Origin of the sequence: Actinoalloteichus spitiensis RMV-1378, from assembly GCF_000239155.1 — a bacterium.
In the GTDB taxonomy this organism is placed as follows: Bacteria; Actinomycetota; Actinomycetes; order Mycobacteriales; family Pseudonocardiaceae; genus Actinoalloteichus_B; species Actinoalloteichus_B spitiensis.
Genome location: NZ_AGVX02000006.1, coordinates 1 through 12,255, shown reverse-complemented (window position 1 = coordinate 12,255; position 12,255 = coordinate 1). Strand labels below are relative to the sequence as shown.

11 protein-coding genes are annotated in these 12,255 nt (G+C 72.3%); 9 read left to right on the top strand and 2 right to left on the bottom strand.

Going from position 1 to position 12,255, the window contains the following annotated elements:
- Nucleotides 1–158: 158 nt before the first annotated feature.
- Nucleotides 159–1,340, bottom strand: a complete 1,182-nt coding sequence (locus ACTIDRAF_RS0200420) for a pyridoxal phosphate-dependent aminotransferase (protein ID WP_016696725.1) — start codon at nucleotides 1,338–1,340, stop codon at nucleotides 159–161.
- A 95-nt stretch (nucleotides 1,341–1,435) separates the two neighbouring features.
- On the opposite strand from ACTIDRAF_RS0200420, the gene ACTIDRAF_RS0200415 reads away from it, so the two are divergent.
- Nucleotides 1,436–2,644, top strand: coding sequence for a DUF445 domain-containing protein (locus ACTIDRAF_RS0200415; protein WP_039785123.1), 1,209 nt, complete (start codon nucleotides 1,436–1,438; stop codon nucleotides 2,642–2,644).
- A 41-nt stretch (nucleotides 2,645–2,685) separates the two neighbouring features.
- Here the strand turns inward: ACTIDRAF_RS0200415 and ACTIDRAF_RS0200410 are convergent, their stop codons facing one another.
- Complete coding sequence (locus ACTIDRAF_RS0200410; protein ID WP_016696723.1) at nucleotides 2,686–3,183, bottom strand: CGNR zinc finger domain-containing protein; 498 nt, start codon at nucleotides 3,181–3,183, stop codon at nucleotides 2,686–2,688.
- 350 nt (nucleotides 3,184–3,533) lie between these two features.
- Here ACTIDRAF_RS0200410 and ACTIDRAF_RS0200405 point away from each other — a divergent pair, with 350 nt between their 5' ends.
- From ACTIDRAF_RS0200405 to ACTIDRAF_RS0200370, 8 genes are all read left to right on the top strand, one after another.
- Complete coding sequence (locus tag ACTIDRAF_RS0200405) at nucleotides 3,534–3,923, top strand: VOC family protein (protein ID WP_016696722.1); 390 nt, start codon at nucleotides 3,534–3,536, stop codon at nucleotides 3,921–3,923.
- Between the two features lie 309 nt (nucleotides 3,924–4,232).
- A complete protein-coding gene (locus ACTIDRAF_RS0200400; protein WP_026065621.1) occupies nucleotides 4,233–5,231 on the top strand; it encodes a LacI family DNA-binding transcriptional regulator in 999 nt (332 codons plus the stop codon).
- 44 nt (nucleotides 5,232–5,275) lie between these two features.
- Nucleotides 5,276–6,511: a sugar ABC transporter substrate-binding protein gene (locus ACTIDRAF_RS0200395; protein ID WP_026065620.1), complete on the top strand. Its 1,236-nt coding sequence runs from the start codon at nucleotides 5,276–5,278 to the stop codon at nucleotides 6,509–6,511.
- Nucleotides 6,512–6,611: 100 nt separating this feature from the next.
- Nucleotides 6,612–7,532 carry a carbohydrate ABC transporter permease gene (locus ACTIDRAF_RS0200390; RefSeq protein ID WP_016696719.1) on the top strand — a complete coding sequence of 307 codons (921 nt, stop codon included), beginning with the start codon at nucleotides 6,612–6,614 and terminating at the stop codon, nucleotides 7,530–7,532.
- Nucleotides 7,533–7,585: 53 nt separating this feature from the next.
- Complete coding sequence (locus ACTIDRAF_RS0200385) at nucleotides 7,586–8,347, top strand: carbohydrate ABC transporter permease (RefSeq protein ID WP_083886027.1); 762 nt, start codon at nucleotides 7,586–7,588, stop codon at nucleotides 8,345–8,347.
- Between the two features lie 46 nt (nucleotides 8,348–8,393).
- Nucleotides 8,394–8,918, top strand: a complete 525-nt coding sequence (locus ACTIDRAF_RS26485) for a hypothetical protein (protein ID WP_016696717.1) — start codon at nucleotides 8,394–8,396, stop codon at nucleotides 8,916–8,918.
- Nucleotides 8,903–9,628, top strand: a complete 726-nt coding sequence (locus tag ACTIDRAF_RS0200375) for an ABC transporter ATP-binding protein (RefSeq protein ID WP_016696716.1) — start codon at nucleotides 8,903–8,905, stop codon at nucleotides 9,626–9,628. Before ACTIDRAF_RS26485 ends, ACTIDRAF_RS0200375 begins: the two co-directional genes overlap by 16 nt.
- Nucleotides 9,625–11,979 (top strand): ABC transporter permease, encoded by a 2,355-nt coding sequence (locus ACTIDRAF_RS0200370; RefSeq protein ID WP_016696715.1) that lies wholly within the window; start codon nucleotides 9,625–9,627, stop codon nucleotides 11,977–11,979. Before ACTIDRAF_RS0200375 ends, ACTIDRAF_RS0200370 begins: the two co-directional genes overlap by 4 nt.
- Nucleotides 11,980–12,255: the final 276 nt, after the last annotated feature.

Sequence of the window (12,255 nt, the reverse complement as noted above, 5' to 3'; positions counted from 1 at the left end):
CGGCCGCCCTCGCCGGGGCGTCGCACGCCACCGGCGAGTGCGGCTTCGTGTGCCTCGGTTCCGGCTGAGCCCACCGACGCGGCGCGCGGGGTCCGGGTGCCCGGGTGACCCGAGGAGGCCCGTGCCCGCGTCCGGTCGGTCGGGTGCCGGTGGCGTGTTCAGAGCCTGCGCAACCGGCGCAGCGCCTCGTCCAGCACGGCCGTCTTCTTGCAGAAGGCGAAGCGCACCAGGTGCCGCGTGGGGGCGGGGTCGTCGCAGAAGACCTGGACCGGGATGGCGGCCACGCCGGCACGCTCCGGCAGCGCCCGGCAGAGCTCGGCCCCGTCCTCGTAGCCGAGTGGACGCGCGTCGGCGCAGACGAAGTAGGTTCCCGCCGTGCCCAGCACGTCGAACCCGGCCTCGGCCAGTCCCTCCGAGAGCCGGTCCCGCTTCGCCTGGAGGTCCTTCCGGAGGCGTTCCACCCAGTCCATCTCCTGGCGCAGGGCGTGGGCGATCGCCGGCTGGAACGGCGCGCCGCCGACGAAGGTCAGGAACTGCTTGGCGGCCCGCACCGCCGAGACCAGTTCGGCCGGCCCGCACACCCAGCCGATCTTCCACCCGGTGGTGTTGAAGGTCTTGCCCCCGCTGGAGATCGCCAGGGTGCGGTCGACCATGCCCGGCAACGTCGCCAACGGCCGGTGGACGGCCCCGTCGGGTGCGTCGTCGTAGACGAGGTGTTCGTACACCTCGTCGGTGATGGCGACCAGGTCGTGCTCCTGGCAGAGCGCCGCGACGGCGCTGAGCTCGTCCTCGGTGAGCACCGTGCCCGTGGGGTTGTGCGGGGAGTTGAGCAGCAGCGCCCGGGTGCGGGGGCCGACCGCAGCGCGCAGCGCGTCGATGTCGAGGCGGAAGCGCCTGGTCGTCGGGTCCAGGACGAGGGGGACCACCCTGCGGGTGGCGCCGGCCAGCGCGACGGCCGCGGCGTAGGAGTCGTAGTACGGCTCGATCAGCACGACCTCGTCGCCCGGCTCCACCAGGGCCAGCAGGCTGGCCGCGATGGCCTCGGTGGCTCCGACGGTCACCAGCACCTCGGTCTCCGGGTCGTACTCGGTGCCGTACCTGGTGCTGCGGTGCGCGGCGATGGCCTCCCGCAGCTCCGGGCGGCCCGGTCCGGGCGGGTACTGGTTGACTCCCTCGGCGATGGCGCGCCGCGCCACCTGCAACATGCCCATCGGGCCGTCGCTGTCCGGGAAACCCTGCCCGAGGTTCACCGCACCGGTGCGGGTCGCCAGGGCCGTCATCTCGGCGAAGATGGTGGACGCGAAGGGGCGCAGCCTGGTGACGAGAGTTGGAGTACTCACACGTCGCATCCTGTCAGCCCGCTCCGTCGGGAAGAATCGGCGTCGTGTCCCAGCCTCTGCCCGACGAACTGACCAAGCGGCGTGCCCTGCGCCGGATGAAGGCCGTCGCCACCGGCCTGCTGCTGCTCGCCTCGGTGGTGTACGTGGTGGCCAGGTGGCAGGAGCACGCGGGGGCGCCGGCCTGGGTCGGCTACGTCCGCGCGGCGGCCGAGGCGGGCATGGTCGGTGCGCTGGCGGACTGGTTCGCGGTGACGGCGCTGTTCCGGCGGCCGATGGGGCTGCCGATCCCGCACACCGCCATCATCCCCACCAGGAAGAACGAGATCGGCGACAGCCTCGGCAACTTCGTGGGGACCAACTTCCTCGCCGAGGCGGTGGTGCGGGACCGCCTCCGCCAGGCCGATGTCGGGGCCAGGGTGGGTGCGTGGCTCGCGCGTCCGGACAACGCGGAGCGGCTCACCTCCGAGCTCTCCACGGCCCTGCGCGGGGCGGTCACGGTGCTGCGGGACGACGACGTGCGGGTGGTCCTGGAGCAGGCCGTGGTGCGGCGCCTGGAGGAACAACCGTGGGGGCCGCCGCTGGGCCGTCTCCTGGGCCAGGTCGTGGCGGAGGGCAGTCACCACCGGCTCGTGGACCTGCTCTGCGACCGGGCGTACGAGTGGGTGCGGGACAACGAGGAGACCCTCCGGCGGGTGGTGTCGGAGCGGGCGCCGTCGTGGTCGCCCCGTTTCGTGGACTCGATGGTCGGTGACCGGGTCTACGGCGAGGTGCTCACCTTCGCCCGAGCCGTCAGGGACGACCCGAACCACCGGGTCCGTCTGATGCTCGACGACTTCCTGGCCCAGTTCGCCAGGGACCTGCGCGAGGACCCGGAGGCGATGGCCCGGGCCGAGCGGTTCAAGCGGGAGGTGCTGGCGCACCCCGCCGTGCAGGGTCTGGCGGCCTCACTCTGGAGCAGGGCCAAGGAGATGCTGTTGTCCGCCGCCGAGGACCCGTCGAGCGAGCTGCGGATCCGGGTTCGGGGAGGGATCGAGTCGCTCGGCACGCGGCTGGTGACGGACCCCGAGATGCGGGGCAAGGCCGAGCGGTGGCTGGAGACCGCGGTGGTCCACGTGGTGGAGAACTACCGCCACGAGCTGACCTCCCTCATCAGCGACACGGTGCGGCGCTGGGACGGGGTGGAGACGGCGAGGAAGGTCGAGCTCCAGGTGGGCCGCGACCTCCAGTTCATCCGGATCAACGGCACGGTGGTGGGCGCGTTGGCCGGACTGGCCATCCACACCCTCTCCCACCTGGTGCTCTGAGCCGTCTCCCGCCGTCGGCGGGACGCGGGACGCGGGGCGGTTCACCGCCTGGCGCGGTGCCGCCAGTTCCTCGACTTCGCCCGGTTGCCGCACACGCGCATCGAGCACCAGGCGCGTGACCGGTTGCGCGACCGGTCGTAGAAGGCCCACAGGCAGGTGTCGGCGGGGCAGATCTTGACCCGGTTCCAGGTGCCGAGGACGGCGAGTCGGGTCGCGGTGAGGAGCAGGGTTCCGACGGCCTCCTCGCTGGTCAGCTCGGGCCCGCCTTCGAGGAGGGCCACGGCGACCGGCCAGGGGCGTGGCCACTCCACCCGCTCCGCCCCCGGTGCGCCGGCCGACGCCCGCAGCGCGTCCCGGACCTGCCTGGCCGCCCGGACGTCGCCGGGCTCGCCGATCCCGCGCTCCGCGACCCAGTGCTCCCACGCGCTGCCCGAGTCGAGCAGGTCGGTGCCCAGCTCGGCGTCCGCCGTGTTCATGAACGCGAGCAGGAGCTCGATCTCCGCGTCGTGGGGGCTCGTCGCCGAGGGTCCCTCCGTCATCGGTCAACCCTAGAACGTCCGGGTACGTGATCCCGCCGTTGCACCCCGTCGGTGTAACCCCCATAATCCTGTCAGTGGTTGCTAACCACTGTGGAGAGAACAGTGGTGACGGTTGGGGGTCGGGGAGGGGCGGTGGCCGAAGTGGACCTGCTCCTGGCCGGGTGAGGACGGCGGGTGGCGGGTGGCGGGTGCCGTCGGAGCCTCCCCGGCGACCCCACCGATCGCCGGGAGTCCACGCGGCGGCGGGGGAACGCCCACCGTCCGAGGTCGGCGGCGGTTCGACTGGCCGCCGGGCCGTGCGGACCCGACGATGCGACCGGGATGACCAAGGAGAAGGGTGAGGAAGACCGATGAGTGAGACGACCGCCCCTGACAGGCCCGCGACGCCGCTGGCCCTGGAGGGCTACGTGCTGGACTGCCCGGACCCGAGGGCCTTGGCCTCCTTCTACCAGGACCTCCTGGGGTGGACCGAGGTGGTGTCGGACACTCCGGACTGGGTGTCGCTGCGCAACCCGAGCGGGGGGACGCTGTCGTTCCAACGGGACCCGGAGGTGCCCCCCTCCACCTGGCCCAGTCGGGAACGGCACCAGATGGCCCATCTGGACGTGACGGTGCCCGACCTCGCGGCGGAGTGTGAGCGGGCTGTTCGCATCGGGGCTACGCGGTTGTCCGGGGAGCATGAGAACTGGGTGGTTTTCGCCGATCCGGCCGGGCACCCTTTCTGCCTCTGTCGGGGCTGAGGCCGGAAATAGGGGTCGACGCCGCGGAACGGTCTCGTCCGATCCGCGGCGTCGTTTTGTCCTCCTCCGCCGAACGGAGCCCGCGTAACTCGTCCGTCCGGGTAACTTCGGAGGTCTGACCAGGTCAGGTTCCTTTCGGCGCAACAGCGGACCCGGTCGCGCCCTCCTCCCTTCCGCCGTTCCCCCGCCACGGAAACAGTTTCGACATCACCGAAAAATCCGGACTCCCCCTGTTTTCCCCGTGCCGTTGAGCCGGGATATTCGCGGTGCTAGTTTCGCGGAACCGGTTCGGTGGCGAACGGGGAGGAGATGGCGACGATCGCGGACGTGGCCAGAGCTGCTGGCGTTTCCCGCAGTACCGTTTCCTACGCGTTGTCGGGAAAGCGGGCCGTCTCGCCGGACACCCTGTCCAGGGTGCGGCGGGCCGTGCGGGACCTCGGTTACACCCCGCACGCGGGAGCCCAGGCGCTGGCGCTCGCCAGGACCGGGGTCATTGGTCTCATGCTGCCCGTCGACCACGCCGACGCCGCCCCAGCCGTGACACGGTACGTGGCGCCGATCTCGGCCGCCGCGCGTCGACTCGGGTACGACCTGCTGTTGGTGACCGACATCGACGGCCCCTCGGCGCTGCGCCGCGTCACCGAGTCCGGCCGGGTGGACGGGCTCGTGCTGCTGGACGTCACCCAGGACGACCCCCGGCTGCCGGCGCTGCGCGCCGCCGAGCGGCCCGCCGTCCTCATCGGCCTGCCCCGCGACGTCGAGGGACTGGACGTCGTCGACCTCGACTTCCGGGTCGCGGCGGAGATGGTGGTCGACCACCTCGCGGCCCTCGGCCACCGGCGGGTCACGCTGGTCACCCCGGCGCGGGAGGTCTTCGCCCGCGGCGCCGGCCACGCGTGGCGGTTCCGAAGTTCCTGCCTCGCCCGGGCCAGGACGCGCGGGTTGCGCCTCTACCCGCACTTCGCGGCCGCCCGGCAGGCGGACACCGGGCACGTCCTCGACGCCGTGCTCCGCACCCACCCCGACGCCACCGCCCTGGTCCTCCACGACGACCGGTCCGTCGCCGCGTTGCCCGCGGTCCTGCACGAGCGTGCGATGCGGGTTCCCGGCGACCTGTCCGTGGTCGGTCTCCACCGGGGCGGAGGTGACGGGCCGCCGCCCTACACGGCCGTCGACGCCTCGCCGCTCGAGTTGGGTGGGCTGGCGGTGCGCCGACTGGTCAGCCGGATGACCGCTGCGCCGGACGCGGAACCCGTCGGCGTCACGCTGCTCCGACCCCACCTCACCGACCGGGCCAGCACCGCCTGACGGCGGCGGTGGACGGGGTGCCAGCCAGGACGAGGAGGACGCCGATGACAGGAGCCAGGCGGGTGCTGACGGCGACGGTGCTGGTGCTCGGTCTGGGCGCGGCCTGCGCCGGACCTGGCGGCGACGGCGGTGGCGGCGAACGCGACTACCGCTTCTGGGACCCCTACACGCAGTTCGGGGACGACTCGGAGTGGGCGGCCCTGGTCACCGACTGCGGGCGGCGAGCCGGGGTCTCCCTGCACCGGAGCGGGTACGACGGCTCGGACCTGACGACCAGGGCGATCCTCGCCGCGCAGCAGGGGAACCCTCCCGACGTCCTCGTGCTCGACAACCCGGTGGTCACGACCCTCGCCGAGGGCGAACTGCTCCTGCCCGTCGAGGAGCTGCCCGTGGACCTCGGGGACTTCGAGGAGAACCTGCTTGAGGCGGGAGAACTCGACGGGACCCGGTACGGGGTGCCGATCGGCGCGAACACCCTGGCCCTGTACTACAACGCCGACGTGCTCGCCGACGCCGGGGTCGACCCGGCGGCCATCCACGACTGGGCCGACCTCGACGCGGCCCTGGCGGAGATCTCGGCGCACGGGTACCGGGGCATCACCTTCGCCGCGATCGGCAACGAGGAGGGCATCTACCAGTTCCTGCCCTGGTTCTGGGGGGCGGGCGCCGACCTGGAGGAGCTGGACTCGCCGGCGGCGGTGGCGGCGCTGCGGCTGTGGAAGGGCTGGCTGGACGCGGGCCACGCCCCCAACTCCGTCATCAACAACAACCAGACCACGAGTTGGCAGGAGTTCGAGACGGGCACCTACGGGTTCGCGCTCAACGGCACCTGGCAACTGGCCAACGCCCGCGCCTCCGGCATCGACTACGGAATCATCCCGATCCCCTCCCGGGACGGCGGCCCGGCTCCTGGCGCGGCCGGCGGGGAGATGGTCACCGTGCCCGTCCAGGAGGACCCGCGGAGGTACCAGCGCAGCCGCGCCGTCGTCGAATGCCTGGTCAGCGACGACAACCTGCTGACCACCGACACGGTGCTCTCCTACGTCGCACCCGTGGAGGAGGTCGCCGCCCGGCAACGGGCCGAGGAGCCCGAACTGGCGCCCTGGATCAACGCGGTGCGGGAGGCCCGGGGGCGCACCGCCAACGACCTGGGGACGAGGTACCCGGTGATCTCGGAGAACCTCTGGACCGCCGTGCAGAACGCGTTGTCCGGCGCGGAGACGCCAGCGGACGCCCTCGCCTTCGCCCAGGAGGCGGTGACCGGCGACTTCGGGCGCTGACCGGTCCGCGCCGCGCCCGCCAGGGGTGGGGCGGAGGCGTTGGGCACCGCGAGGGGACGCGACAAGCCGGGGGAGATCGTGGCCGACAGTGAGGAACCAGATGACGACCGCACCGAGCAGGAACGGGCCGCGCCGGCGCTGGCCGTCACCGAGAACGACCGCCTGGGGGTTCCTCGCGCCGGTGGTCGTCTACCTGGTGGCGTTCTACCTCTACCCGCTGCTGCGGAACCTCGACCTGAGCCTGCGTGACTACACCGTCCGCTCCTTCGTTCGGGACGACGCCGCCTTCGTGGGCCTGGACAACTACGCGCGGGTGGTCACGAGCGCGGCCTTCGCGCCCGCGTTGTGGAACACCCTGGTCTTCACCGCGCTGTCCCTGGTCTTCCAGTACGGCATCGGTCTCGCGCTCGCCGTCTTCTTCCACCAGCACTTCAGGCTGTCGGTGTCCCTCAGGGCGCTGTTCCTGGTGCCGTGGTTGCTGCCGCTGATCGTGTCGGCCTCGACCTGGTCCTGGATGCTCAACAGCGAGTCGGGGGTGGTGAACTCGGTCCTCACCGCGTTCGGCGCCGACCCCGTCAACTGGCTCACGTCTCCCCGCTACTCCCTGCTCGCGGTCCTCGTGGCCAACGTCTGGATCGGGATCCCGTTCAACCTCGTGCTGCTCTACAGCGGTCTCCGGAACATCCCACCCCAGCTCCACGAGGCCGCCGCCCTCGACGGCGCCGGCGGCTGGCAGCGGTTCTGGCGGATCACGATGCCCCTGCTGCGGCCGGTGTCGGCGATCACGCTCCTGCTCGGTCTGGTCTACACGCTCAAGGTCTTCGACATCATCTGGATCATGACGCAGGGGGGACCGGGGAACTCGTCGACGACCCTCGCCACCTGGTCCTACGAGCTCGGGTTCGGCTCGCTGCTGCCCCGTTTCGGCCCGGCGGCAGCGGTCGGGAACCTGCTCATCATCATCGCCCTGTTCTTCGGCGTCATCCACATCCTGGTCCAGCGGCGGCAGGAGGCGGCGTGAACACACGGCGGCGGTGGTGGAAGACGGCGGTCGGGATCGTGCTGACCGCCCTGATGCTCTTCCCGGTCTACTGGATGGTGAACGTCTCGCTCACACCGAGGGACCGGATGCGCCAGACCCCACCCGACTGGTTCCCGACCTCGCCGACCTTCGAGGGGTACGCGGCCGTCCTCCGGGAACAGCTGCCGGCGCTGGGCACCAGCCTGCTGATCGGGGTGTGCACGGCGGTCCTGACCGTGGTCGTGGCGGCCCCGGCGGGCTTCGCCCTGGCCAAGCTCTCCCCCCTGGGCGGTGGCCCACTGCACTTCGTGCTGGTCATCGCCCAGATGATCCCCAGCATCATCATGGCGATGGGGTTCTACTCCGTCTACCTCACCGTCGGCGGACTGGACACCTGGTGGGGACTGGTCATCGCCGACTCCACCCTGGCGGTGCCCTTCGGCGTGCTGGTGTTCACCGCGTTCATGTCCGCCGTGCCCGACGAGATCATCCAGGCGGCGCGGATCGACGGAGCCGGCCTCTGGCGCACCTTCCGGTCGGTCGTCCTGCCGGCCAGTCGGAACGCCGTGGTCACCGTCTCGCTGTTCGCGTTCCTGTGGGCGTGGTCGGACTTCGTCTTCGCCAACACGCTCAACGGCAGCGGCGACGTCCGGCCGATCACCCTGGGCATCTACCGGTACATCGGCAACAACGACCAGGACTGGAACGCGATCATGGCGACCGCCGTCGTCGCCTCGGTACCGGCCGCTGTGCTGCTGGTGGTCGCCCAGCGCTACGTGGCGGCCGGGGTCACGGCGGGCGCGGTCAAGGACTGAACCGGATGGCCACTGGGCGTGCGCGCCCCGGGTAGGGTTCGTCCCCATGTCGACGAGTCAGGCCCTGCTCGGACCGCTCGACCAGGAGGCTCGACACGGCTACGACCTCGAACGTGCCCACGACGAGCGCTCGGGCCGCGAGCGGGGAACGAGATCCGACCGGTTCCGCTCGATCCCGTCCCGGTGGGCGCGGAATGCGTCCGTCGAGGTGCGGCGGACCGCCCCCGGCTCGACGCCGGAGCGCACGCCCGCCACGACCACCGGGCCCGGTCGCCGCCGCGTCCCTGAGCGGCTCTCCACACCACGGGAACCCGCGCCGCGCCCGCGCCCGGCACGCGGCCCCGCACTGCCCGTCGGACGTGGTCCCCGCCCGCTGATCGACCCGCGACGGGGCGAGCACCGCACGCCGACGCGCGGGCCGGCCCGGGGCAAGCGGACCGGCGACCTGGCCGAGCGGCTCGTCCGCGACCACGCGCCGCCGCACCGCGAGGCGGTCCGGACAGGGCGGGGCACCGCGGAGGCGAGGACGGAACAGCTCGTGGACAGGGGTCAGGCATGGAGTCGACCGTGAACGGCGCGGCGCGAGGCGGGGCGGGGCCCTTGCTCACCGCCGAGGGGCTTGAACTCTCCTTCGGTCGGAACCCGGCGCTCAGGGGCGCGAACTTCACCATCGACCCCGGGGAGATGGTCGCCGTGCTCGGCCCCTCGGGTTCGGGCAAGTCGACCCTGTTGCACTGCCTCGCCGGAATCCTCGTGCCCACGGCCGGCTCGGTGATGTTCGAGGGCCGGGAGATCTCGGCCATGAACGACGTGGGGCGCAGCGAGCTGCGCCGCACCTCCTTCGGATTCGTCTTCCAGTTCGGCCAGCTCATCCCCGAGCTGACCGCCCTCGAGAACGTGGCCCTGCCCTTGCGGCTGGCGGGGAAGCGGCGCCGGGTGGCGGAACGGCAGGCCCTCGAGTGGCTGGACCGGTTGGGCGTCGGGTCCGTCGCCGACCAGCGTCCCAGCGAGATCTCGGGTGGCCAGGGACAACGTACGGCCATCGCGCGGGCGCTCGTGGCCGGTCCGAGGGTCGTCTTCGCCGACGAGCCCACCGGCGCGCTCGACTCGGTGCAGGGGGACGAGGTGATGACGCTGCTCGCCTCCGTCGCCCGGGAGACCGCCGCCGCCGTCGTCCTGGTCACCCACGAACCGCGGGTCGCCGCCTACTCCGATCGCGAGGTGATCGTTCGGGACGGGCGGACCGACGACCACCGGGCGACGGGGGAGCGGAACCGGTGAGAGCGGCGTCCTCCACCCCGTTCCGCTGGCTGCGCGACCTCGCCCTGGGGATCAGGTTGGCGTTGACCGGCCGGACCCCCTGGGGCCGGATGGGTCTGAGCGCGGCGGGCATCGCGCTCGGTGTCGCGGCCCTCTTCGCCGTCGCCACGTTGCCCGAGATCATGAACCAGCGCGAGGAGCGGGACGCGGCGCGGACCCCCATCCTCGCCGAGGAGCTGTCGGACGCGGACGGTGCGCCGGCAGCGCTGGAGGCGACCTCGGCGAGCACCCAGTTCCAGAACGAGCGGATCAGGGGCTACTACCTCACCGGCGTCGGCCCCGAATCCCCCCGCCCACCCGGTGTCGACACGCTTCCCGGCCCCGGGGAGAGCGTCGTCTCGCCCGCCCTGCGTGAGCTGCTGGCCGCGCCGGAAGGGGAGCTCCTCCGGCCCCGTTTCCCCGAGCGGATCATCGGGGAGATCGGCCCGGAGGGGCTGACCGGCCCGTCCGAGCTGTACTTCTACGCCGGCGGGGAGCACCGGATGGCCCAGGCCGAAGTGGTGCTCGGTTTCGGCGGCTTCGAGCGGATGGGCGGGTTCTCCCCGATCCTCTGGGTCACCTACGCGGTGGGGGCCGGCGCGATCCTGGTGCCCGTCGTCGTCTTCGTCGCCAACGCGACCCGGCTGGCGGAGTCCTCCCGGATCCGCCGACTGGCCGCGCTGCGGCTGCTGGGCGCGGACCGCCACCAGATCCGGCGGTTGGCCGTTGGTGAGTCCCTTCTCAGTACCGCTCTCGGCCTGCTGTTGGGCGCGCTGCTCTTCGCCCTCGCCAGGGCGTGGCTGACGTCGGTGCCGCTCGCGGCGGGCGGGCTGTTCCCGGACGACGTCCGACCGAACTGGTGGGTGCTGGCCGTCGTGGTCGTCGGGCTCCCGCTGCTCGCCGTCGGCAGCGCTCTCTTCGCCACGCGGCGCGTCGCGGTCGAGCCGCTGGGGGCCGCCCGGGCCAGCGCGGCGGCACCGAGGCAACTGGGGTGGCGTGCCGTTCCGCTGTTGCTCGGCTTCGTCGGGATGGCCTTGGTCAACGAGAGCACCCTCGGGGGCGGCACCGAGTTCACCCCGCTGCTGCTGACCACCTCGGTGGTCCTGATGCTGGCCAGCATCCCCGCTCTGCTGCCCTGGCTCGTCGAACGGCTCGTTCGAGGGGTCCGTGGGGGGCCGGTGGCCTGGCAGCTCGCGGTGCGGCGCCTCCAGCTGGACAGTTCGACGGCGTCCCGGTCCGTCAGCAGCGTCGCGGTCGTCCTGGCGGGGGTCATCGCGCTCCAGGCCGTGCTCACCTCGACGGAGACGATGCTCAAGGAGACCGAGACGACCACCGGGCACTCCGGGTTCACCGTCTCCGCCTCACCGCACATGATCGACGAGTCGAGGGAGGAGGGCGTCGCCGCGCTCCGCCGCTTCCTCGAATCCCTGTCCGCCGACTTCCCCGAGGGGGAGATCAGCGGGTGGTTGGAGACCCCGGCCGAGGGGCGAGAGAGGTACCACGTCCCGATCCTGATCGCCGACTGCCCCACCCTCGGCACGATGCTCGGGGTGGACGACTGCGTCGACGGTGCCTCCTACCGCATGCCCTCCGACGTCACGCCCGTCACGCTCGACCCGGGCGAGACCTTGGTCCTCAACCCGGATTTCTGGCCGCCGGCGGAGCCGGTGTGGGAGCGGGGGGTGTTCGAGGTCCCGGCCGACGCCGGGGTCGCCCAGCCACCGGACGAGTCCTTCGGCTGGTACCAGGGCGGCGCCCTGGCCCTCACGCCCCGGGCGGCGGAGGACCTGCCAGCGGCACCGCTCTACCAGCATCTGAACCTGCGGTTCGACGAGATGGATCCGAGGCTGGTCGAGGAGGTGCGCAGCGCGGTGTGGGAGGAGCTGCCGGCGACGTACCTGTACGACGACCTCCTCACCGTCGACGAGGAAACGCGTTCTCTCGACCAGGCTCGCCAGGGCCTCTGGATCGGGGCGCTGATCACCTTCGCGCTGGTCGCGAGCAGCCTGCTGGTGGTGGCGGTGGAACAGATCCAGGAGCGGCGGCGCCCACTGGCCGTGGTGGCCGCCGTCGGGGCGCGCCGGCGGACGCTGGCTGGGTCGGTGCTGGTGCAGACGGCGATCCCGATGGCCGCCGGGCTCCTCGCCGCCGTGGTGGTGGGCCTGCTGATCGCCAGCCTGGCCCTCGTCCTCCTTTTCGACCACTTCGAACCGGACTGGCCTGGTATCGCGGCGATGGTGGGCGTGTCGGCATTCGCCGTTCTCGTCGTGACTTTGGGTACGCTGCCAACACTCCGGCACGCGTCCCGCCCGGAGGAGCTTCGTTCGGAGTAGGAACGGCCGGGCGAGCTGGACTGGGAAGCCCTTCGCGGTGGTGCGGCGTTCGGGGCGCGGCACCAGCCTGGAGGCGGCCGGAGTGGATCCGACGAAGCCGCGTCGGTTCGCCGTGACGGCCGCCCCGAGCCTGGGCCGTGGTCGAACGGGGTGGCCACGGCCCAGGCCCTCCCCGGAAGGCGAGCGGGCCGAAGGCGCCCGCACTGTCCCGTGACGGGCGGCCGGAGCGGTTCCGGCGGGGGCGGGGGCCCGCCGTGGGGGGACGAGCCGCCCCGG